20 protein-coding genes are annotated in these 22412 nt (G+C 38.2%); 13 read left to right on the plus strand and 7 right to left on the minus strand.

Translation table 11 applies throughout. The features are described from left to right. Positions 1-3: 3 nt before the first annotated feature. Positions 4-717 carry a LytR/AlgR family response regulator transcription factor gene (locus tag DUT70_RS07930; protein ID WP_113646792.1) on the minus strand — a complete coding sequence of 238 codons (714 nt, stop codon included), beginning with the start codon at positions 715-717 and terminating at the stop codon, positions 4-6. Positions 718-859: 142 nt separating this feature from the next. On the opposite strand from DUT70_RS07930, the gene DUT70_RS07935 reads away from it, so the two are divergent. Beyond that, positions 860-2053: a carboxypeptidase-like regulatory domain-containing protein gene (locus tag DUT70_RS07935; protein WP_240432057.1), complete on the plus strand. Its 1194-nt coding sequence runs from the start codon at positions 860-862 to the stop codon at positions 2051-2053. A 55-nt stretch (positions 2054-2108) separates the two neighbouring features. Further along, the gene (locus tag DUT70_RS07940; RefSeq protein ID WP_113646794.1) at positions 2109-3182 is read left to right on the plus strand and encodes a PA0069 family radical SAM protein; all 1074 of its coding nucleotides are present in this window, start codon (positions 2109-2111) and stop codon (positions 3180-3182) included. A 218-nt stretch (positions 3183-3400) separates the two neighbouring features. Here the strand turns inward: DUT70_RS07940 and DUT70_RS07945 are convergent, their stop codons facing one another. From DUT70_RS07945 to DUT70_RS07955, 3 genes are all read right to left on the minus strand, one after another. Beyond that, on the minus strand, positions 3401-5941 hold the full coding sequence (locus DUT70_RS07945; RefSeq protein WP_113646795.1) for an ATP-dependent Clp protease ATP-binding subunit: 2541 nt from the start codon (positions 5939-5941) through the stop codon (positions 3401-3403). Positions 5942-6599: 658 nt separating this feature from the next. Further along, entirely contained in the window at positions 6600-7223 is a 624-nt protein-coding gene (locus tag DUT70_RS07950; protein WP_113646796.1) for a Uma2 family endonuclease, read from the minus strand. A 29-nt stretch (positions 7224-7252) separates the two neighbouring features. Then, on the minus strand, positions 7253-9214 hold the full coding sequence (locus tag DUT70_RS07955; protein ID WP_113646797.1) for a heavy metal translocating P-type ATPase: 1962 nt from the start codon (positions 9212-9214) through the stop codon (positions 7253-7255). A gap of 363 nt (positions 9215-9577) precedes the next feature. Between DUT70_RS07955 and DUT70_RS07960 the strand changes: the two genes are divergently transcribed. After that, complete coding sequence (locus DUT70_RS07960) at positions 9578-11614, plus strand: M13 family metallopeptidase (protein WP_113646798.1); 2037 nt, start codon at positions 9578-9580, stop codon at positions 11612-11614. Between the two features lie 107 nt (positions 11615-11721). Here DUT70_RS07960 and DUT70_RS07965 read toward each other — a convergent pair whose 3' ends face one another. Continuing rightward, a complete protein-coding gene (locus DUT70_RS07965) occupies positions 11722-12057 on the minus strand; it encodes an MmcQ/YjbR family DNA-binding protein (RefSeq protein WP_113646799.1) in 336 nt (111 codons plus the stop codon). A gap of 422 nt (positions 12058-12479) precedes the next feature. Here DUT70_RS07965 and mnmD point away from each other — a divergent pair, with 422 nt between their 5' ends. The 5 genes from mnmD to DUT70_RS07990 all read left to right on the plus strand — a co-directional run bounded on the left by mnmD (position 12480) and on the right by DUT70_RS07990 (position 16211). Next, entirely contained in the window at positions 12480-13151 is a 672-nt protein-coding gene (gene mnmD / locus DUT70_RS07970; protein WP_113646800.1) for a tRNA (5-methylaminomethyl-2-thiouridine)(34)-methyltransferase MnmD, read from the plus strand. 58 nt (positions 13152-13209) lie between these two features. Further along, complete coding sequence (locus DUT70_RS07975) at positions 13210-14322, plus strand: AI-2E family transporter (RefSeq protein ID WP_113646801.1); 1113 nt, start codon at positions 13210-13212, stop codon at positions 14320-14322. Next, positions 14315-14626 (plus strand): hypothetical protein, encoded by a 312-nt coding sequence (locus tag DUT70_RS07980; RefSeq protein WP_113646802.1) that lies wholly within the window; start codon positions 14315-14317, stop codon positions 14624-14626. Before DUT70_RS07975 ends, DUT70_RS07980 begins: the two co-directional genes overlap by 8 nt. 3 nt (positions 14627-14629) lie before the next feature. After that, complete coding sequence (gene mazG / locus DUT70_RS07985) at positions 14630-15436, plus strand: nucleoside triphosphate pyrophosphohydrolase (protein WP_113646803.1); 807 nt, start codon at positions 14630-14632, stop codon at positions 15434-15436. Between the two features lie 412 nt (positions 15437-15848). Further along, positions 15849-16211 (plus strand): iron chaperone, encoded by a 363-nt coding sequence (locus DUT70_RS07990; RefSeq protein ID WP_113646804.1) that lies wholly within the window; start codon positions 15849-15851, stop codon positions 16209-16211. A gap of 149 nt (positions 16212-16360) precedes the next feature. On the opposite strand, the gene DUT70_RS07995 is transcribed toward DUT70_RS07990, so the two are convergent. Then, entirely contained in the window at positions 16361-16759 is a 399-nt protein-coding gene (locus tag DUT70_RS07995) for an RNA-binding S4 domain-containing protein (protein ID WP_113646805.1), read from the minus strand. Positions 16760-16905: 146 nt separating this feature from the next. Between DUT70_RS07995 and DUT70_RS08000 the strand changes: the two genes are divergently transcribed. Then, complete coding sequence (locus DUT70_RS08000; RefSeq protein WP_113646806.1) at positions 16906-17724, plus strand: 2,3,4,5-tetrahydropyridine-2,6-dicarboxylate N-succinyltransferase; 819 nt, start codon at positions 16906-16908, stop codon at positions 17722-17724. Positions 17725-17793: 69 nt separating this feature from the next. Here the strand turns inward: DUT70_RS08000 and DUT70_RS08005 are convergent, their stop codons facing one another. Beyond that, complete coding sequence (locus DUT70_RS08005; RefSeq protein WP_162926591.1) at positions 17794-18348, minus strand: DUF4136 domain-containing protein; 555 nt, start codon at positions 18346-18348, stop codon at positions 17794-17796. A 166-nt stretch (positions 18349-18514) separates the two neighbouring features. Here DUT70_RS08005 and DUT70_RS08010 point away from each other — a divergent pair, with 166 nt between their 5' ends. The 4 genes from DUT70_RS08010 (at position 18515) to miaA (ending at position 22372) form a co-directional block, all read left to right on the plus strand. Beyond that, positions 18515-19078, plus strand: a complete 564-nt coding sequence (locus DUT70_RS08010) for an L-threonylcarbamoyladenylate synthase (RefSeq protein WP_113647209.1) — start codon at positions 18515-18517, stop codon at positions 19076-19078. 114 nt (positions 19079-19192) lie between these two features. Beyond that, positions 19193-20629 (plus strand): CCA tRNA nucleotidyltransferase, encoded by a 1437-nt coding sequence (locus DUT70_RS08015; RefSeq protein ID WP_240432058.1) that lies wholly within the window; start codon positions 19193-19195, stop codon positions 20627-20629. A gap of 128 nt (positions 20630-20757) precedes the next feature. Continuing rightward, complete coding sequence (locus DUT70_RS08020; protein WP_113646808.1) at positions 20758-21411, plus strand: IS1096 element passenger TnpR family protein; 654 nt, start codon at positions 20758-20760, stop codon at positions 21409-21411. A gap of 58 nt (positions 21412-21469) precedes the next feature. Further along, positions 21470-22372 (plus strand): tRNA (adenosine(37)-N6)-dimethylallyltransferase MiaA, encoded by a 903-nt coding sequence (miaA, locus tag DUT70_RS08025; protein ID WP_113646809.1) that lies wholly within the window; start codon positions 21470-21472, stop codon positions 22370-22372. Positions 22373-22412 lie beyond the last annotated feature (40 nt).

A 22412-nucleotide genomic window follows, 5' to 3' on the forward strand; every position in this document is an offset into this window, starting at 1 on the left:
GTCTTATTTAAAAACTTGTTTCGTTTCTTTTAAGTAGGTTTTTCCAATTGGTAAAACCACTCCATTCATTAAGGTAAGTGCTTTAGCGGCGCAAGTTGAAATACGGCTGGTGGGAACAACATAACTCCGATGGATTCTTTTGAATTTCCCTTCAGGTAGCGATTCCAAAAAACTTCCTAAAGTTGTTAAGGTCAAATGATCTTTTTTATCGGTCACAATTTTGGTGTAGTCACCGTAAGCTTCTAAATAAACAACCTCATTGGCATTGATGCTCACTTGGTTATGACCCTCTTTGAAAATAATCTTTTCATTTTCAAACAGCACATCGTAAGCTTCCGCTTTGTATCTTAATTGAGCAAAATCGTAAATCCGTTTCACGGTATGCTCAAATCTGTCGGTTTCCAATGGTTTTAAAATAAAGTCGAACACATTTAACTGAAAACCTTCCAATGCATATTCTGGATGAGAAGAAATGATTACATTGATCGAATTCAAATCACCAATACATCTTACTAAATCCAAGCCGTTTAATTCTGGCATATCAATATCTAGAAAAAGAATATCAGGCATAGTGTTTTTAAATGCCGACAATGCCTCTATCGGATTACCAAAACTTCCTACTATTTTGAGCTTCTGCAACAAATTAATTTCCGTTTCTATAGCAAGCCGATCAAGACTGTCATCATCTATAATGGCGCATGTTAGTTTCTCTTTCATAGATATTTAGCTTATCTAGTTAAATATACATAAAAGACAACAAAAAAGTTACCTACGAAAATTTCGTAAAAAAATAATCAAAAACTAATTTTTTAGTTAACTTAGTGAAATGAGTTTAAAGCACTATTTTACATTTTTATTTATGCTTTTCCAATTGTCGGTTTTTGCACAAGACAATTTTAGCATTAGCGGAACCGTGCGAGACGAAAAGGAAACCATTCCTGGCGCAGCTATTTACTTAAGTGGCACCAAAATCTCTACCATTACTAATACCGATGGAAAGTTTACGATTTCTAAATTACCTGCTGGGAACTATGATGTGCTTGTACAGGTAGTTGGTTATTTACCTTATTCAAAAAGCGTGATCATTTCCGACAAATCAGTGAATATGGATGTGCTATTGACTTCCAATCCTGTAATGTTAAACGAAGTGGTGATTAAGCCAGATCCCAATCGATTAGCTTACCTCAGCTTGTTTAAGGAATTTTTTATTGGAAGAACACCCAATGCGAAAGATTGTAAGATTTTGAATAGTGAAGTGCTGAACATCGATTATGACAAACAGAGAAAAGTGTTAACCGTAAGTAGTAAAGAGTTCCTCATTATAGAAAACAAAGCATTGGGGTATAACATTAAGTACATGCTTCAAAATTTTGAATATGACTACCGAACGAGAATAGTTTACTTCGCTGGATTTCCATTTTTTGAGGAGATGAAAGGTTCAAAATCAAAAATTAACCGATGGAATAAAAAACGTAACACCGCCTACTTTGGCTCGTCACAACATTTCTTTCAGTCTTTATACGAAAGCACATCGGAAACAGAAGGTTTCGTGATACACAAGTTAGCAACTATTGGCAACAAAAACAGGCACCCAGATAGCGTTATCAATGCGAATATCAAAAGACTTACCGCTGGCTCAAAAGCCATTAATATGCTCACGTTCAATAGAGATGATTCATTAAATTTTTGGCTAAAAGAACGTAGCAAGCCCAAAGCCATGGCCGTGTTAAATAAAGCCAAAGTACTTACCGACACTTTAGTGAAAACCTACAACCAAGATATCAAGTATATTAACTTTACAGATGAGCTGTTTGTAATGTACACCAAAGAAAAGGAAACAGAAGAGTATAGCTATTTGGGATTTCAGGTGAGCAGAGCTCCAGATATGGGAAACTATCAGGTATCACTCATCAACTTAGTAGCCCCCCCAATGTTTTTTTATAAAAATGGAAGCATCGCTAATCCAAGAAGCTCCTTATACAAAGGTTTTTGGGCCTACGAAAAAATGGCGGATGCCGTGCCTATTGAGTTTAAGCCCATTGAAATAAAATAATCAACAAATTACCATGACCGCTTAAAATTGCTAATATTTTTAGTAATTTTAAGCAATGAAAACAGTGCAAGAAAATACAAATGACTATCTCAGTGGAAGGGGTGCGCAATTAAATACAGACAACAAGTATCTAAAGAATAGCATTACCAAAGAGCATGTTGAAGGAATTGATCATTGGGAAATCACCAACGAAAAAACTTCCTTCATTATTGGGAATTCCAAAAGCATTGTCAATAAAGTAGAAAGCCCCGATGTGAACATGTTGTATTCGCTCAATCCTTACCAAGGCTGCGAACATGGCTGTATTTATTGCTACGCCAGGAATTCTCATGAGTATTGGGGTTTCAGCGCAGGCTTGGATTTTGAACGAAAAATCATCGTCAAACAAGATGCACCCGAGCTTTTCAAGAAATTCTTGGAAAAGAAAAACTGGCAGGCCTCTCCCATTACCATTTCAGGAAATACCGATTGTTATCAGCCCTGTGAACGAAAGTATAAGTTAACCCGACAATTGCTTCAAATTGCACTGGAATACAAACAGCCTATTTTTATGATCACTAAAAATGCGCTCATTTTGCGTGATTTGGATATTCTACAGGAGTTGGCCAAACATCGGCTAGCAAGTGTTTTTGTTTCTATTACTAGTTTAGATGAAAACCTACGACAAAAGTTGGAACCTAGAACTACCACCGCTAAACAACGTTTAAAAGTGATTGAGCAGTTGAGTCTAGCCAATTTACCCATGGGTGTAATGGCAGCTCCTATGATTCCAGGCTTAAATAACCATGAGATACCAGCCATTTTAAAAGCCAGTGCCGATGTTGGTGCAGTATCTGCGGGCTATACGGTAGTAAGGCTAAATGGTTCTATCAGCAAGATATTTGAGGATTGGCTTTCCAAAAATTTCCCTGACAGGTTTGAAAAGGTTTGGCATCAAATTCAAGATTGCCATGATGGAAATGTAAACGACAGCCGCTTTGGCACCAGAATGCGTGGAGAAGGGAATTTTGCACAGCTCATGAGCAATACCTTTAAGCTGCATTGTAAAATCAACAAGCTTAACCTCAAAAGAATTGAACTCGATAGCTCACAATTTAAAGTACCAAAGGCACAGATGAGCCTGTTTTAGAGTGGTGGATATAAATTTAATTTTTCGAAGACCTTGGAGTCAAATATTTATAAAATTGGTTTATAAAAAAATTGGTTCGACTCTTACGGAGTCGTATACTTTGAATCACCTTCTGTTCTACAAACATTGAAATCCTTCGGATTTTTGAAACCAAGCTTATTGTCAAATATTTTACAACAAAAATAAAAAAGCCCCGTAATTACGGGGCTTTTCCTATCCTACTCTACACTTCCTTCTTCTTTCTTTTTCTTTTTGCTTGGGCCTTTCGGCGCCACTACAATTTCTTCTTTTTCTTTATTGTAGTTTACCTCCAAGGTATCGCCTTCGTGAACTTCTCCTTTTAGGATTTCCTCAGCAATTGGATCTTCCAAGTATTTCTGGATCGCACGTTTCAATGGACGGGCTCCAAAATTACTATCAAAACCTTTCTCCGCTATAAAATCTTTGGCTTCGTCAGTAAGCTTAATTTTGTAGCCTAAAGTTTCTACTCTTCCGAATAAAGCTCTCAACTCAATATCAATAATTTTGAAGATTTCTTCTTTACCAAGAGAGTTGAACACCACTACATCGTCAATTCTATTCAAGAACTCAGGTGCAAAAGCACGTTTAAGTGCATTTTCAATCACTCCACGGCTATGTGCATCGTTTTGATTGATCTTCGCTGTAGTAGAGAAACCAACACCAGCACCAAAATCTTTCAATTGGCGTGCACCAATATTCGAGGTCATGATAATAATGGTATTTCTGAAATCTACTTTACGTCCCAAACTATCAGTCAACTGACCTTCATCTAATACTTGTAATAAGATATTGAATACATCTGGATGGGCTTTTTCGATCTCATCCAAAAGGATTACCGCGTAAGGTTTACGACGTACTTTTTCAGTCAACTGACCACCTTCTTCGTAGCCAACATACCCTGGAGGCGCTCCCACTAAACGAGATACCGCAAATTTCTCCATGTATTCGCTCATGTCTATTTGAATTAGAGAATCCTCCGCATCGAACATGAAACGAGCCAACTCTTTAGCTAATTCAGTTTTACCTACACCCGTTGGGCCTAAGAAAATGAACGAGCCAATTGGTTTTTTAGGATCTTTCAAGCCCGCTCTGGTGCGTTGTATCGCTTTGGTTAATTTCTTAATAGCATCATCCTGACCAATAATCTTATCAGCAATGGTGTCGTACATATTCAACAACTTATTGCTATCCGTTTGTCCAACACGTTGCAAAGGAATACCAGTCATCATTGAAACTACCTCAGCCACGTTGTCTTCAGAAACTTCATAACGTTTAGTTTTAGTCTCTGCTTCCCACTCGGCCTTTGCTTTGTCCAATTCCTCTAGCAAATTCTTTTCGGTATCACGTAGTTTGGCAGCCTCTTCATATTTTTGGCTTTTTACTACACGGTTTTTCTCTAATTTAATATCCTCTATTTTACTTTCAATAGCAATGATATTATCAGGAACGTGAATATTGGTTAAGTGAACACGTGAACCAGCTTCGTCTAAAGCATCAATGGCTTTGTCGGGTAAAAATCTGTCAGTAATGTATCTTGAAGTTAAGGAAACACAAGCATTAATTGCCTCATCGGTATAAGTTACACCGTGGTGTTCTTCATATTTCTCTTTAATACGATTTAAAATTTCTATTGTCTCATCTGGAGAGGCAGGCTCAATCATCACTTTTTGGAAACGACGGTCTAAAGCGCCATCTTTCTCAATATACTGACGATATTCATCTAACGTAGTTGCACCAATGCATTGTATCTCGCCTCTGGCCAATGCAGGTTTAAACATATTCGAAGCATCTAAAGAGCCCGAAGCGCCGCCAGCACCAACAATGGTATGGATCTCATCAATGAACAAAATTACATCGGTAGATTTCTCCAATTCGTTCATCACCGCTTTCATGCGTTCCTCAAACTGACCACGGTATTTTGTACCTGCAACTAGCGAAGCCAAATCCAATGTCACTACTCGTTTGCCAAACAACACTCTCGAAACCTTCCGTTGTACAATGCGCAAAGCCAAACCTTCGGCAATGGCACTTTTACCAACACCAGGTTCACCAATTAAAATCGGGTTGTTTTTCTTTCTACGCGACAAAATTTGCGAAACACGCTCAATCTCTTTCTCACGACCAACAATTGGATCTAATCTACCTTCTTCCGCGGCACGGGTCAAATCCCTTCCGAAATTATCTAGTACTGGCGTTTTTGATTTAATATCCGAAACCTTTTTAGGAGCGGTGAAGCTTTCTTCTTCTTGATAGTCATCATCGCCTCCAGCGGTACCGCCACCTTGTGCTTCGTCCTTAAATCCGTTTTTATTAACTTCTACTTCCTGTTTAAAGGTTTCGTAGTTAATACCATATTGTAATAAAATTTGTGAAGCGATATTGTCGTCATCTCTTAAAATAGACAATAACAGATGCTCCGTTCCAATTAAATCACTTTTAAATATCTTAGCCTCTAAATAGGTAATCTTCAAAACCTTTTCAGCTTGCTTGGTTAAAGGAATATTTCCCAAATTAACCGTAACGCTCGAAGTGCCTCTAACGGCTTCTTCAATAGATCGACGAAGTTTCAAAGTATCCACTCCTAAAGATTTTAAGATCTTTATGGCCATACCATCTCCTTCGCGAATAAGGCCCAACAACAAGTGCTCTGCGCCTATATAATCGTGTCCTAACCTCAGGGCTTCCTCCCTGCTGAAAGAAATCACGTCTTTAACCTGTGGTGAAAATTTAGCTTCCATAATCTGTATGTTATCGGGGACGACACTAAACTATAAATTTGTTTTATAAATACGGCGTCTCGATTTTTATATTTTATCAACAATTACGCCATATTGGTGGATTAAGCAACCATCATGCTATATTATACAACAACATTATCAATCAAATATGTTGTGAGCTATTGTTTTGTTACCCTATTTAGATAAGATTTTTACAATAATACATACGAAAAGACACCAATTGTCGGTTTTTTGTAAGCTTTTGAACAGCATTATTTACTGACAAAAGTTACAAAATCTAGTTGATAAGTAGAATTTTTGTCAGCTTTAGTGATCATTTGTAAAGCAATGTTTAAATCACTATTAAAGCAAGTCCCGCTATCCTTTCAAGTCCTCGCTCATTAAATTTCGCTGCGGGCTTTTCATACTATCGGGTTTAGATTACTAAAAACCTGAATTCTATCTTCGTTTTCTAACCGCAAAGGTTAGATAAGTTGTCGCAAAGGGGCGCAAAGACTTGTCTTAAAAAACAACCTAGATAAAACTATTGTCTCTTTGCGTTCTTAGCGGAACTTCTTCTATTCTTCGCGATTATTTTTTCATCGCTCAGAAATTTAAAAGACCAAACTTCAAATCTTACCGCCAAGATTTTTAAAGCTTTCGCAAAGGAGCGCAAAGATTAATCTTCAAAAGCTGCATCAACATTAAGTACAAATCCAGTCAAAACAGATGAGCCAATCGTTTCACCTAATGTAAATATTTTAGATGGCTCATATTTACCATCATTATTTAAAGTGTATTTCAAAATGGTTTGATCACTAAAGCTAACGATCCAGTACTCTGTTACTCCAAATTCTTCGTACACCTTATATTTATACAAAAGTTCTTTCTTATTGTTTCCAGGAGATAAAATTTCCACTACTAAATCTGGTGCGCCTAAACAGCCTCTATCATCTAACTTTCTTTTATCGCAAATGACACAAAGGTCAGGCTGAAGAACGGTATAGATATCTTTATCCGCTTTGCTACTCTTCGGAAAACGCACATCAAATGGAGCGGCATAAACATCACAAGGCTTTCCTTTTAAAAAACCAGCAAACGCATGAAGCATATTTGCTGAAATTTTCTGGTGCAATCTGGAAGGCGCAGGGCTCATCTTATAGATTTTCCCTTTAATCAATTCCAATCGGTCTTCAAAAAGCCAGTTTAAATAATGCGCATAGCTATAGGTTAACGATTCATCTAATTCGTTAAGCGAATAAATCTTCTCGTCAGGTTGTGGATATGTTTTTATAGGTGTCATAACCAAATATAACAAATTGAACGCAGGAGTTAAAATTTCATCCGTTGAATACGAACCGCATTTAAGATGGCCAAAAAGGCAACACCTACGTCAGCAAAAACAGCTTCCCACATGGTTGCCAAGCCCCCAGCACCCAAAATAAGCACCACCGCTTTTACCCCAAAAGCTAAACTTATATTCTGGTATACAATCTTTTTGGTAGCACGACCAATTTGAATAGCAACGGCAATTTTGCTCGGCATGTCATTTTGGATTACCACGTCAGCGGTTTCTATGGCCACGTCACTTCCCAAAGCGCCCATTGCCATCCCCACATCACTCAGTGCCAATACTGGTGCATCGTTAATCCCGTCACCCACAAAAGCTACTACTCTGCTCGCATCTTTCTTAATAGACTCTAGTTTTTCTACCTTACCTTCTGGCAACAAATCACCATGCGCTTGGTCTACTCCCAACTCATCTGCCACCTTTTGGGTAATTGCGGTTTTATCACCACTAAGCATCACTATTTGGTCAACTCCTGCAGCGTGCAAGGCCAAAATCGCTTGTTTGGCGTCAGGTTTAATTTCATCAGCGATGCTTACAAAGCCTGCATATTTTCCATTTACCGCCAGTAAAACGGTAGTTTCAACTTTTTTATCCAAATCCTCAGGATAAGCTATTTCAGACTGTCTTAGCAATTTGCCATTACCTGCCATTATCGTAGCGCCATTTACCGTAGCTTTTAAACCATGACCAGCAATTTCCTTCACCTCCTCTACCCGCAATAACTCCTTCAAATTGGCATGGGCCACTACCGCTTTTGCGATAGGGTGCGTAGATTGGCTTTCAAGACTAGCCAAATAAGCTAAAAATTCTTGTTCTGGTATTTCAGCCTGTATTTCCTTCACCTTAAAAACCCCTTGAGTTAGGGTGCCTGTTTTATCCAACACTACGGTATTCACTTTGGTAATCAAATCCAAATAGTTAGACCCCTTAAACAAAATACCATTGGCCGAAGCCGCTCCAATACCACCAAAATATCCTAAAGGAATAGAAATGACCAGCGCACAAGGACAAGAAATCACCAAGAAAACCAAAGCCCTGTACAACCAATCGTTAAATTGATAATTGGCCACAAAAAAATAGGGCACAAATACCAGCGCAATAGCTAAGAAAAACACAATAGGTGTATATATTTTGGCAAATCGACGAATAAGCAATTCCGTTTTGGCTTTCTTAGCACTTGCATTTTGCACTAAGTCTAAAATTCTGGAAAGTGCACTATCTTCAAACCGTTTGGTTACTTTTAAGCTCACCACCCCATCTAAATTTAGCATTCCCGCCAATACTGTCTCCCCCTTTCTAAGGGTGTTTGGTTTGCTTTCGCCAGTTAATGCCGCAGTATTAAAACTGGCACTGTCACTTAGCAGTTCTCCATCTAAGGCCGATTTTTCGCCTGCTTTTAGTTGCAAAGTCTCTCCAATTTCTACTTCTTGCGGCTTTACTGTTTGGTATTCCCCATTTCTGTAAACCATTGCGGTATCTGGGCGTACATCCAACAAAGATTTAATATTTTTTTTAGCCCTATTTACCGCTGCATCCTGAAAAAGTTCGCCAATGCTATAAAACAACATTACGGCTACCGCCTCTGGATATTCGCCTAAAGCCAATGCTCCTATGGTTGCCAGCGTCATTAAAAGAAACTCCGTAAAAATATTTCCCTTAGCGATGGTGGCAAAAGCCTCCTTAATTACTGGCCATGCCACTAAGAAATAAGCCAATAAATACCAAGCTAACCTTAAATAGCCTGTGAAAAAAGAAAACAATAGCTGGTCAAATGCAATGGCGGCAAGCAATATTACCAAGCAAATAACTACAGGTAAATAGGTCTTAAAAGAAGACGAATCTCCGTGGCTATGATCGTGGTCGTGGTCATGATGATTTGGATGTTTTTCATGGCGCTGATGTCCGCAGCAACCATCCTCATTATGATTTTGATGTGGTGCCATATTTTATTATTTAGAACTATTCAAAACTACGCTTTTCATGGACTATTCAATCTTATTTATGTCACATTATTTTTCAATCCTATACAATAAAAAGTGTTAAACTATGTTAAATGTATTAGATAAGTATACCAACATGAAGTCTTTCAGATTATCATACATTGCTAATGAGTTGCTCCGCAAAATAGGGCTGGCAAAACTTTATTACTGGTTTAATAAGTAATATTTCTATTAACAATATCAATCACATTTTCATTTTCATTAATTTTCATCCTTTAAATTTACAACATTAATGAGTGTCCTATTTTTTACACCATTTAGTTAGAAATTGGTGAAGGCATTTATTACTAACTTATCACAAAAGAGATGAATATTAATCAGTTTAAAACTTTTTTTGCTGCACTTGGTGTAGTTACCGTCGGTGTTGCAAATGCCCAAACTCCTATCAAAAAGTTTATTGACCCAGCAAACATGGATTTAAATGTGAAGCCAGGAGATGACTTTTATCAGTATGCTAGTGGTACTTGGGTAAAACACAACCCTGTTCCTGCAAAAGAAACTCGTTGGGGTTCTTTTAACGAACTACGCGACTTCAACGTAAACGCCGTAAGAAGTCTAGTAGAAGCTGCAGCTGCCGACAAATCTGCTCCTGCAGGCTCAGTAACCAAACGTGTTGGCGATTTTTATGCTGCCGCAATGGACAGTGTAACGATTGAAAAATTAGGTTACACACCAATTAAAGCCGATTTGGAAAAAGTGAAGCAAATTAACACGCTTCAAGATGTATTGAACTTTACTACCTACATGCGTACTAACGGACTTGGTGGTGCTCTTTACGGTTTTGGTGTTGGTCAAGACAGAAAGAATGTAAATAAGTACATGGTTAACATTTCACAGGGTGGAACCACCCTTGGCGATAGAGACTATTATTTGAAAGATGACAGCCGTAGCGTAAAAATAAGAGAAGCTTATGAAACCTACATGACCACATTGTTTAACCTTGTTGGTTATACCGAAGCTGTTGCTCAACAAAAGGCAAAAACGGTTTTAGCGATTGAAAAAACGTTAGCAGAAGCTCAAATGAGCCGTTTAGAAATGCGTGACCCATATAAAACCTACAATAAGTTGACGGTTGCAGATTTTAACAAAATCATTCCTAACATTAATTGGACTAACACTTTAACGCAATTAAAAGTTACTGGTCAAGATACTGTTTTAGTGAACTCACCAGCATTTTTCAAATCGTTAAACAACTTATTAACTTCTACTCCAGTTGCTGATTGGAAAACTTATTTAGAGTGGAACATTTTAAAAGGTTCTGCGGGTAGTTTAAGTTCTCCTTTTGTGAAAGCAAATTTTGCCTTTACACAAGCGCAAACTGGACAAAAAGTTCAAACGCCACGTTGGCAACGCATGTCGTCGTTAACTGATGGTGTACTAGGTGATTTATTAGGTCAGTTATATGTAGCTAAATATTTCAAACCAGCGGCAAAAGCTCGTATGGACGAATTGATTGCTAATCTTCGCAAAGCTTTCGAGATCCGCATTAAAGGTTTAGAATGGATGAGCGATGAAACCAAGCAAAAAGCTTTGGCTAAACTTCACGCTTTCAGACCAAAAGTTGGTTACACCACTAAATGGAGAAACTACGATGGTTTAGTGATCAGCAGAACTACTTACTTCCAAAACTTACGTAACGCAAGCAAATGGGCTTACGCTGAGAACATTGGTCAATTAGGTAAACCTGTAGACAGAGAGCGTTTTGGCATGACTCCTCCAACGGTAAATGCTTACTACAGCCCAACATTGAACGAAATTGTATTCCCTGCAGGTATTTTACAATTCCCTTTCTTCCACCCAGATGCTGATGATGCGATTAACTACGGTGGTATTGGTGCGGTGATTGGTCACGAAATGAGCCACGGTTTTGACGATACTGGTAGCCAGTATGACAAAGATGGTAATTTGAAAAACTGGTGGACTGATGAAGACAGAGCTAAATTTAACGCCAAAACAAAATTGTTAGGCGAGCAATTTGACAAATACACTGTTTTAGATACCATTCACGTAAATGGTAAATTCACCATGGGTGAAAACATTGGTGACTTAGGTGGATTAAATGCTGCTTATACTGCTTTTAAAATGACTAAACAAGGTCAAAGCAATGAGAAAATTGACGGCTTTACTCCTGACCAACGTTTCTTCTTAGCTTGGGCACAAGTTTGGAGAGGTAATGTGTTACCAGAAACAGCTGCACAGTTGATTAAAACCGATACGCACTCTCCTGGTCCTTACAGAACCATTGGAGCACCAGTAAACATGGATGCTTGGTACAAAGCGTTTGATGTACAACCTGGTGATAAACTTTACAAAAAACCAGAGGATAGAATTAAACTTTGGTAATCGATTAATTCGATGATTTGACCATTAGCTAATTCGATAATTTTTGAATTGGCTAATGGTCTTTTTTTTACAATACTATTCAATTGGCTCATCAGCCAATTATCGCATTAACTATATTTCGCCTGTGTTTTCTTAGGCAGTTTGCTCAACACCAACTCCCTCGACCGCTCAATTCTTTGCTTTAGCTCTTGCACACCAAAAACATCTAAACTATCTACAAAAACCCATTGCTTTTTAGCAAAATGTGGGGCTTGCTTAACACCATCTCTGGCGGCCAATTCTTCAAACTCCTCAGGAGTGCATTTCATACAAAATCCGTGACTATCCAAATCTACCAGCACAAATATTTTCTCTTCAATCATAAAACAAAGGTGTTCCCATTTCATGCCTTCGGTGGTCCCTGGTAAACTCAGGCAGTATTCTCTAAAACTTTCGATATCCATAGGCTAAAGATAAAGGAACAAGGATAAAAGAACAATAATCTTAGTTTGCTAATTATTAGAAAAGCATCCACAGTATTACTATTCATTGTTACGCCCGCTTTTCGCTACAATCTTTTTGTCAACCTTCTTATTGTCATTCCGAGGCACGAGGAATCTCCTTCTAAACAGCATAATCAAACAGATTCTTCGCTACGCTCAGAATGACACAAAACAAAAAGTATTTCCGCTGCAATCGGGTTTATAAAGCAAGTGTATTGCACGGATTTAAGTATTTTAAACCCGATTGCAGCGGCATCCTTGGAGCGAAGCGGAAAGATATAGCGTAAAGCGGGACTAAAGAAGCCAGAAGCAGCGAAGCACCTTTCCAAAAATCCAACCATAAACAGTGTAGCAATACGGCAATTTAAGTTTAATTTTGCCTCATGAACATCCTTACCCAAACCGCCGACGGCTCTAATACTTTGTTTAACGAAGAAATTGGCGAACATTACCATTCGGCACATGGTGCACTGCAGGAAAGCAAACACGTATTTATTGAGGCTGGTTTAAAACACGGATTAGAAAAATTAGGCACCAACGAAATCAGCGTTTTAGAGGTGGGTTTTGGTACTGGGTTGAATTTTTTGTTGAGCTATGCGCATTGCGATAACTTGAATAAAAAGCTTAAATATTGTTCCATCGAAGCCTTTCCGTTAGCTCAAGAAGTAATCGCTTCTACCGCATATCAGCAATATGTGCCGCAAAATATTTGGGATTCGTTCATCACAAAATATGAGGATTCCTTGAACCATGAGATTAAGGTTTCTGAAAATTGCAGTTTGGAAATTAGCCACATCACGCTACAAAATTTTACCGCCAATAAGCAGTTTGATGTAATTTATTATGATGCATTTTCGGTGAGGCACCAGCCTGAATTATGGACCGACGAAATCATTGCCCATGCCTGTAGTTTTCTGAAAAATGGAGGCATTTTTGTAACCTACGCCATTACCGGCAACCTTAAAAGAGCGGTTAAAAGTTGTGGTTTTGAGATTGAAAAACTACCTGGAGCGCCTGGAAAAAGAGAAATGTTGAGGGCTTGTAAAACCATTTAGACAAATAAATGTCTAAAGTGTAGATTTTTTTGTAATTTATTCCTGTTAAACCAACCGCATGCAAATACAACTACCATTTATTGTTAGGCTTACCCTCGCTCTACTTTCCATTTTGATGTTGGGCTACTTGGCTATTCTTGGAAAAAGCCTGTTATCGCCGCTTTTATTTGCATTGTTGCTGGCTTTTTTAATGCTGCCTTTGGCTAATTTTTTAGAAACCAAATTGCGTTTTAAACGAAGTATAGCTACCATACTCACCGTAATCATTATGTTGGGTGTATTATATGGCATTGGCCATTTTTTTGCCATGCAACTAAGCGAGCTATGGAGCGATTGGCCTTTGCTGGAGAAGCAGGTGACCAATTCTTTTCATGAAATACAGCACTGGATTTCGAAAACATTCCATGTAAATATTAGCAAACAAGAAACTTATTTAGCCGACAGTGCTGAAAAAGCACTCGCCACTAGCGCCACAGTAATTGGCTCCACGCTCATTACGCTGTCTTCGAGCCTACTGTTTGTCGCTTTCACTTTGCTATTTACATTTTTTTTGCTCAACTACAGACGTTTGCTGTATAAATTCCTTACCTCAGTTTTTGTAGAAGACCATAGGACCAAAGTAATTGAAACCGTTAATGAGATACAGCATATCATCAAAAAATACATCACGGGTCTATTCATCCAAATGATTATCGTGAGTATACTGATGGTGCTTACACTTTCCATTTTAGATGTAAAATATGCCATCTTATTGGGTTTGGTTGCGGGTATTTTTAATATCATCCCCTACTTGGGAATTTCTGTTGCGCTAATTATTAGCGTGCTGATTACCTTCGCCACGGCGGGTGCCACCAAAGCGTTATTTGTATTGTTGGCCTATGCTGGCGTACATGCTATTGATGGCAATATTTTAATGCCTTTAATTGTGGGTTCGAAAGTTAAAATTAATGCGCTAATTGCCTTTATTGGTATTGTGATTGGTGAAATGTTATGGGGAATATCTGGCATGTTCCTTTGTATGCCTTATTTGGCCATGCTCAAAATTATTTTCCAAAAAGTAGATAGTTTACAGGCTTGGTCTATTTTACTGGGAGAAGAACAGAAACTAGTGGTTAAGAAAAAGCGGACACCATTTTTTGCTAAAAAGAAGAAAATTGAAGCAGATGAGTAACAACGGCGACCAGTCTTCAAAATCTACCCACATTCTTAGTACTTCGGCTAATTTATTGGGTTTCTGCTTTGTGGTACTTACTTCAACCAAAATCACCAAACTTAACGAAGCGAGTTTTATTGATGAGGGTGCTGCTTTAGCTGTCATGTGTTTTATGAGCAGCTGTTTATTGTCTTTTTTGGCCATCAGGAGCAAAAGTGAAAATCGTTCAGTTAAATTGGAAAAACTGGCCGATGTTTTATTTCTTTGTGGACTGGTTACCCTCTCGCTCACTACCATTTTAATCACATTCAACATTATATAAGCTATGCCTGCTAACATTCCTCCTTTAAGTTCTTCAACTGCTGATGGGGCCTTTTTAAGATTGTTAAACGTATTAGATACTTTGCGCACGCAATGTCCGTGGGATAAAAAACAGACCATGGAAACCTTAAGGCACTTGACTATTGAGGAAACCTACGAACTTTCTGATGCCATTTTAGAGGGTGATATGCAGGAAATTAAAAAGGAACTGGGCGACGTAATGATGCACCTTGTTTTTTATGCTAGAATTGCCGACGAACAAAACGAATTTAACATTACCGATGTGCTTAATGGCGTTTGCGATAAGTTGATTAGCAGACACCCACATATTTACGGAGATGTAGAGGCTGACACAGAAGAGCAAGTGAAACAAAACTGGGAAAAGCTGAAGTTAAAAGAAGGTAATAAATCGGTTTTGGCTGGCGTACCTACCTCGCTACCAGCCTTGGTGAAAGCCAGTCGCATTCAAGAAAAAGCCAGGGGTGTTGGTTTTGATTGGGAAGAAAAGCAACAAGTTTGGGAAAAGGTAGAAGAAGAACTACAGGAGTTTAAAGATGAATTTAACATTGCCGAAGGAAAAGAAATAAACGTCGAAAAAGCAGAAGGAGAATTTGGTGATTTACTTTTCTCGTTGGTCAACTATGCCCGTTTTATTGACATTAACCCAGAAAATGCTTTAGAAAAGACGAACAAAAAATTCATTAAACGTTTTCAATATCTGGAAGGAAAAGCGAAAGAAAGTGGAAAAGCTTTACAGGACATGACCTTGGCGGAAATGGATGTGTATTGGAATGAAGCGAAGAAGTTGTAGGATGTTTTATTCCTTTAACCACCTAAGATATTTTAGTTTTTTGAACCGTTAAGGAATTAAGAAACATTAAGTTTTTGGACATGTTCATTTCTTTATGTTTTATTTATTTACCACATAGGCATTTAAGGACATTAGTTGCATATAACCAACTTAGATGCGCTAAGGTGTCTAAGGTGTTAATTTAATTTGAATCATCTGAGACATTTTAGTTTTTTGAACCATTAAGGAATTAAGGAACATTGAGTTTTTGGACATGTTCATTTCTTTATGTTTTATTCTTACCACCTAAGACATTTAAGAGCATTTTAGTTGCGTATAACTAAACTTAGATGGGCTAAGGTGTCTAAGGTGTTAAAATAATTAAGACATTTTTATTTTTCTTCATACCTTAATGTTTCCTAAATAATCAAAAATGGAAAAATACACCACCGTTGACGAATACATCTCATCTTTCCCTGAGGAAACCCAAAAGATATTACAGCAGTTAAGGGAAGATTTACAGCAAATGGTCCCAGAGGCAAAGCAAAAAATAGGTTATGGCATCCCCACTTTTACCCTAAATGGAAACCTTATTCACTTTGCTGGCTATAAAAGTCATATTGGCCTTTATCCTGGAAGTAAAGCAATTGAAGTTTTTGCAGATCAACTGAAAGGTTATCATACTTCGAAAGGAACGGTACAATTTCCAATAGATAAGCCCTTGCCCATGGACCTGATTAAAGAATTAGTGGATTTCTGCGTGGTTGAGAATTTAGCAAAGGGTAAGAAGAATTAGGTTGATGTTTTTAACCACCTTAGCCACCTAAGAACACCTTAGCAATGCCCAGCTTAAATGGACTAAAATGTCTTAGATGGTTTATTTATTTTTTTAACCACCTTAGACACCTAAGAACACCTTAGCTAAACGACCTAAAATGATTTAAACTAGTCTTCTTCGAAGAAACTACCCAATAAACCATCCGTTTCGCGGCGGTCTCTTTTCGTTGGTCGGCCAGTTCCTCTATCTCTTTTTAAGGTAGGTGCATGAAACACTGATTTGAAAGCATGGGTTTCTTCCACTGGTGTTAAATCTTTATACTTAGTTACCGCAATTTTAGCATCGGTACGGTTGTAAGAAAAATCAACCACCTCAAGTACTTTTCGCTCAAGCCCCTTACTAATTTGGTATACATCACCAATTTTCACAATAGCCGATGGCTTGATGTTTTGTCCCTTGAGCTTTACACGTCCAGCTTTACAGGCGTCAGTAGCCAAACTTCTGGTTTTAAAAATGCGAATGGCCCAAAGGTATTTATCTACCCGTAGTTTCTCTGCTTCTCCCATTCTTCAAAATTAAACAATATTGGACAGTTAGTAGTTAGTATTTAATAATTAGACGAACTAATCAGACTGGCGAAATCTAACTTTTAACGTTTAACCTTTAACTTTTAATTTATAAAGCCTTATTTTGCATAAATTTTTAAAATACAATGATTGCTGAACTAAAAAAACAAATAGAGGAAGCTTGGGAAGACAGAAGCTTATTACAATACAAAGAATACTCTGAAGCGATTGAAACTGTAATACAACAGCTTAACTGCGGTGAAATTAGAGTGGCTGAGCCAGTTCTAAATGGCTGGGGCATTAACGAGTGGGTAAAAAAAGCGGTTATCCTTTATTTCCCAATCAAACAAATGGGAGAAACTAAAGCTGGTCCTTTTGTTTTTCACGATAAAATGGATTTAAAAACTGACTATAAAGAAAAAGGTGTACGTGTAGTGCCTATGGCAAGTGCTCGTTACGGTGCTTTCTTGGCTCCAGGTGTGATCATGATGCCTTCTTATGTAAATATTGGTGCTTACGTTGACGAAGGTACGATGGTAGATACTTGGGCTACAGTAGGTTCATGTGCGCAAATCGGCAAGCGTGTTCATTTAAGTGGTGGTGTAGGTATTGGTGGTGTTTTAGAGCCTGTACAAGCTGCTCCTGTCATCATCGAAGACGATTGTTTCTTGGGTTCAAGAGCTATTGTAGTGGAAGGTGTACGTGTAGAGAAAGAAGCCGTATTAGGTGCTAACGTAGTGTTAACAGCTTCTACTAAAATTATTGACGTTACTGGCCCAGAGCCTGTGGAGTACAAAGGGATTGTTCCTGCTCGTTCAGTAGTGATCCCTGGTTCATACACTAAAAAATTCCCTGCTGGCGAATATCAAGTGCCATGCGCTATCATTATTGGAAAACGTAAAGAATCTACAGATAAGAAAACTTCTCTTAACGATGCATTGAGAGAAAACAACGTAGCTGTTTAATTTTGGTTGAAGGTTACAGGTTGGGAGTTACGGGAGAAAAGCTCATAACTCACAGCCTGTAACCCATAACTAATTTGAAGAATGCGGAGGATATTGTGCTAAAATTTCTTTCACCCCTTCGTTAATCCTCTCTTCTCTATTTTTAAAACTATCTAGATTAAAGCCATCGCCTCGACCGTGCCAAACATGCATTTTAGTTTTTGGGTCTAAGAAGTCGATGATAAACAATCCTTCTTGGTAACGGTCAAAAGAACGCATTCCAACGCCCCAATACGGACCCCAGCCCCAACCCCAGCCTCCTCGCCATCCCCATGGGCTATAAAAACCATTATCGTACACATCGGTACGTTCACGTTTCATTACCACCAAGTTGACAAATAAATCTGGATTAGCGGTCTTTGTAAAGCCTTTGGCCTGCATCTCTGTATCCACGGCAGCCATCATTCGCTTTTTATCTAAGCCATTCACCTCGAGTTTTTCCAAACCCTTTTCGTAAAAGTTATAGGTTTTGTAGTTTTTAAAATCCACGTCTTTATCAAAATCTGACGCAACGCGTAAACTTGTACAGGCGGATAGTAGTACAGCGACTACTAAAAAACCACCTAATTTTTTTAATGAGTTCATAACATTTGTGTGTTTCGTTATACATCCATTTATCATTATAAATTTAACGATAACTTTTTGCGTTTTATATAGGCTTAACACATCTGTACGTCAAATGTTGGGGTAAAAAATGTAATAAATTAGGTAGATAAGCTTGATTTGTAATGCTTAACTTTGCTACATGGCAATGAGAGAAGAAATCAACAAAGCGTTAGAGGTACTTAAAAATGGCGGTGTAATTCTTTACCCTACGGATACGGTTTGGGGATTGGGCTGCGACGCTACCAATGAAGAGGCTGTTGCAAAGGTGAATGAAATCAAAGGCAGACCTGCTGAAAAAAGCTTAATTGTACTGTTAGATACCGACAACAAACTACAAAGTTATGTAAATGAAGTGCCAGAGGTGGCGTATGACTTAATCGAATATGCCGAAAAACCTTTAACGGTTGTATTTTCCAATGCCAAGAATTTAGCCAGCAATGTCATTAATTCCGATGGAAGCGTAGGCATCAGGATACCGAAACACGAATTCTGCCAACAGTTGATTCAACGTTTTCGCAAACCAATTGTATCTACCTCCGCTAATATTAGTGGAGAGGTTACCGCCCGCTTTTTCGACGAAATAAGTGAACAAATTAAAGATGCGGTGGATTACATTGTGGACTTAGAACAGGAGAACAGAACACCTAAACAACCTTCTACCATTGTTAAATTAGGTACTGGCGGACAATTTGAGTTTATCAGGAAATAGTGTTTTTGTTATTGAGAGGCACAAAGTAATCTTCCAACTATCAGATGGCTACTTTTCGCTTTGAGATTGCTTCATCCGCAGTATTTAAAGGTTTTTCTTACTTTTGCTATCAATATGCAAATCAATCAACAGACTGGCGATACCAACTTTCCATTAAGCAAGATGGAAGCTCCTATATTTAAAGTATTAGCCGAAACTGCCGAAAAAACCAACACAGAAATCTACGTTATTGGCGGATTTGTTCGTGACCTTTACTTAGACCGACCCTCCAAAGATATTGATGTAGTGGTATTGGGCAATGGAATTGCGTTTGCTGAAAAAGTGGGACAAAAGCTAAAAACCAATGTAGCGGTTTTCAAGAATTTTGGTACGGCCATGCTGAAGCATTCAGATTTGGAAGTAGAATTTGTAGGTGCCCGTAAAGAAAGTTACCGAGCAAATTCGCGTAAGCCAATTGTGGAAGATGGCACTTTAGAGGACGACCAACTCCGCAGGGACTTTACCATTAATGCTTTGGCAATTTCTCTAAATCAACCGAGTTTTGGTCAAATAGTTGATCCTTTTAATGGACTAGAAGACTTAGAAAACAAACTCATCCGTACGCCGCTAGACCCTGTGGTAACCTTTTCTGACGATCCATTGCGAATGATGAGAGCCATCCGCTTTGCTAGCCAACTTAACTTTAAAATAGACCAAACGGCTGTTGATGCCATCCAATCGCAGAAAGAACGCATAAAAATTGTTTCGAAGGAGCGGATAAGCGATGAATTGAACAAAATCATACTTTCTAAAAAACCATCTATTGGCTTCAACTACCTATTTGACACAGGGTTATTAGAGCTCATATTCCCGCAAATGGCCAAGCTTTACGGAGTGGATGTAATTAAAGGACGTGCGCATAAAGACAACTTTTATCACACTTTAGAGGTTTTAGATAACATTTGCCAAACTACTGATGATCTTTGGCTACGTTGGGCGGCCATTCTTCATGATATTGCCAAACCAGCCACCAAACGTTTTGAGGAAGGTCATGGATGGACTTTCCACGGACATGAAGACAAAGGTGCCCGCATGGTTCCCCAAATTTTTGCACAGCTTAAACTTCCTTTAAACGAAAAAATGAAATTTGTGCAGAAACTAGTACAATTACATTTACGTCCTATCGTATTGGCTCAGGATATTGTGACCGACTCGGCAGTGAGACGTTTATTGTTTGAAGCTGGCGAAGATATAGAGAGTTTAATGTTGCTTTGCAATGCAGATATCACCACTAAAAACGAGTATAAAGTCAAAAAATACCGCAACAACTTTGAACTTGTAAAGCAAAAACTCAAAGACGTAGAGGAGAGGGACCAGTTGCGCAACTGGCAACCCCCTATTTCGGGAAATGATATCATGGAAACTTTCGGACTTTCTGCAGGCAAGGAAGTAGGTATTTTAAAAAATGCCATCCGCGAGGCCATTTTAGAGGGCGATATTACCAATAGCTACGAAGAGGCTTTTAACTATATGCTCCAAAAAGCCAAAGAGTTAGGTTTAAGTCACGTTTGATTTACAATTTGAAATTTCTAAAACACCATTTAACGATTAACGTTATACATCGGAGAACCTGTTTTCAGACTTCCTGACTTCGAAGTTTTTTTATATTTTTACCCCACAATAAAGCAGTATTATAGGACATGGCCATTTATAGATTTAGAGTTTCTTTCGAAGATTACGACGATATCACACGTGAGATTGATATCAAAAGCAACCAAACTTTCGAAGATTTACATAGAGCTATACACCGCAGCACTGGATACAATGCCGATAAGTCTTCGTCATTTTACGTAAGTACCGACAACTGGATTAAAGGCGAAGAAATTGCCATACATCCTACTCAACGTAAAATTGACAATGGTGTAACTTTGATGGAGAAATCGAAGTTGAGCAGTTTTATTGAAGACCCACATCAAAAATTCTATTATATCTACAATTTTGATAGGCCATACGATTTCCACGTAGAGCTGATTAAGATTATATTGGATAACGACCCTAAAATTGAATATCCTTATTTGGTAAAAAGTGTTGGAGAAGCACCAAAAATTATCGACAAAAGCAATATCGATAGCATTGTAGCAAGTAGCGCCGCAGTGGACAACGATTTTGATTTCTTAAATGAAATGGATTTCGTTCCTGAAGATACAGATGAATTAGAAGCCATGGGAGGCAGAGGAATCAATGCTCAAGAAGAAGAAAGCGATGACGAAGAGGACGAGCAAGAAGATGAATTTGGCGATGGTGAAGAGGATTATGGTAACGATGAGTACGGCAACGACAAAGACGACTATTAAGATCGTTACAAGTTCTGAGTTGTAAGTTATAAGTTTCCTATATCCAATTGTAAAAGTCATGGCACAAAAAACATTAATCGTAATCGTTGGGCCAACGGCAATTGGAAAAACTTCGCTGGCTATTGAACTGGCCAAGCATTTTCAAACTGAAATTATTTCTGCTGATTCAAGACAGTTTTTTAAAGAAATGAGCATTGGAACTGCCAAACCTTCCGCAGAAGAATTGGCGGCAGCTCCTCATCATTTCATTAATTCGCATAGTATTAACCAGCTTTTTAGCACTGGTGATTTTGAAGTGCAGGCCTTAGCTTTAATGGAGAAACTATTTGCCAAACATGATGTATTGGTGATGGTTGGAGGTTCTGGCTTATACATCAATGCCGTTTGCAATGGTTTGGATGACATGCCTGAAATTGACCTTGACATTCGTGAAAAGCTTAACCAACAATTTGTTGATGAAGGCATTGAATCCATTAGAAAGCAATTGGCAGTGCTTGACCCCGAATATTTTGCAAAAGTGGATCAAAGCAATCCGCAGCGTATGATTCGTGGTTTGGAAGTGGTATTATCAACAGGACAAAAATTAAGTTCCTTTCTTACCTCCAACAAAAAAGAGCGTCCTTTTAACATCATCAAAATAGGTTTGAATACCGAACGGGAAAAGCTTTACAACCAAATTAACCATCGGGTAGATTTGATGATGCAAGAAGGCCTGCTAGAAGAAGTAAAATCTTTGGAGGCTTATAAAGAACTGAATGCGTTAAAAACAGTTGGCTATTCCGAAATTTTCGACTACTTGGAGGAAAAGATTGACTTAACTACTGCTATTGATAAGATTAAGCAGAATACCCGCCGATTTGCCAAAAGGCAATTAACTTGGTTTAAAAAAGACACACAAATCACTTGGTTTGAACCCAGGCAGAACAAAGAAGTGCTTGATTTTGTCAATCGAAGTTTATAAAAACACATCGGAACTTAAACTTCATTCTTTTTGTTTAGAT

Source organism: Pedobacter chitinilyticus, assembly GCF_003313385.1.
GTDB lineage: Bacteria > Bacteroidota > Bacteroidia > Sphingobacteriales > Sphingobacteriaceae > Pedobacter > Pedobacter chitinilyticus.

Excerpts from the sequence above, each read along its gene's own strand:
- DUT70_RS07940 (WP_113646794.1), top strand. The coding sequence starts at position 2,109 with ATGAAAACAGTGCAAGAAAATACAAATGACTATCTCAGTGGAAGGGGT.
- DUT70_RS07975 (WP_113646801.1), top strand. The coding sequence starts at position 13,210 with ATGCAAATACAACTACCATTTATTGTTAGGCTTACCCTCGCTCTACTT.
- DUT70_RS07990 (WP_113646804.1), top strand. The coding sequence starts at position 15,849 with ATGGAAAAATACACCACCGTTGACGAATACATCTCATCTTTCCCTGAG.
- mazG (WP_113646803.1), top strand. The coding sequence starts at position 14,630 with ATGCCTGCTAACATTCCTCCTTTAAGTTCTTCAACTGCTGATGGGGCC.
- mnmD (WP_113646800.1), top strand. The coding sequence starts at position 12,480 with ATGAACATCCTTACCCAAACCGCCGACGGCTCTAATACTTTGTTTAAC.
- DUT70_RS08005 (WP_162926591.1), bottom strand. The coding sequence starts at position 18,348 with ATGAACTCATTAAAAAAATTAGGTGGTTTTTTAGTAGTCGCTGTACTA.
- DUT70_RS07965 (WP_113646799.1), bottom strand. The coding sequence starts at position 12,057 with ATGGATATCGAAAGTTTTAGAGAATACTGCCTGAGTTTACCAGGGACC.
- DUT70_RS07950 (WP_113646796.1), bottom strand. The coding sequence starts at position 7,223 with ATGACACCTATAAAAACATATCCACAACCTGACGAGAAGATTTATTCG.
- DUT70_RS07980 (WP_113646802.1), top strand. The coding sequence starts at position 14,315 with ATGAGTAACAACGGCGACCAGTCTTCAAAATCTACCCACATTCTTAGT.
- DUT70_RS07960 (WP_113646798.1), top strand. The coding sequence starts at position 9,578 with ATGAATATTAATCAGTTTAAAACTTTTTTTGCTGCACTTGGTGTAGTT.
- DUT70_RS08020 (WP_113646808.1), top strand. The coding sequence starts at position 20,758 with ATGGCCATTTATAGATTTAGAGTTTCTTTCGAAGATTACGACGATATC.
- DUT70_RS07995 (WP_113646805.1), bottom strand. The coding sequence starts at position 16,759 with ATGGGAGAAGCAGAGAAACTACGGGTAGATAAATACCTTTGGGCCATT.
- DUT70_RS07955 (WP_113646797.1), bottom strand. The coding sequence starts at position 9,214 with ATGGCACCACATCAAAATCATAATGAGGATGGTTGCTGCGGACATCAG.
- miaA (WP_113646809.1), top strand. The coding sequence starts at position 21,470 with ATGGCACAAAAAACATTAATCGTAATCGTTGGGCCAACGGCAATTGGA.
- DUT70_RS07930 (WP_113646792.1), bottom strand. The coding sequence starts at position 717 with ATGAAAGAGAAACTAACATGCGCCATTATAGATGATGACAGTCTTGAT.
- DUT70_RS08015 (WP_240432058.1), top strand. The coding sequence starts at position 19,193 with ATGCAAATCAATCAACAGACTGGCGATACCAACTTTCCATTAAGCAAG.
- DUT70_RS07935 (WP_240432057.1), top strand. The coding sequence starts at position 860 with ATGCTTTTCCAATTGTCGGTTTTTGCACAAGACAATTTTAGCATTAGC.
- DUT70_RS07945 (WP_113646795.1), bottom strand. The coding sequence starts at position 5,941 with ATGGAAGCTAAATTTTCACCACAGGTTAAAGACGTGATTTCTTTCAGC.
- DUT70_RS08000 (WP_113646806.1), top strand. The coding sequence starts at position 16,906 with ATGATTGCTGAACTAAAAAAACAAATAGAGGAAGCTTGGGAAGACAGA.
- DUT70_RS08010 (WP_113647209.1), top strand. The coding sequence starts at position 18,515 with ATGAGAGAAGAAATCAACAAAGCGTTAGAGGTACTTAAAAATGGCGGT.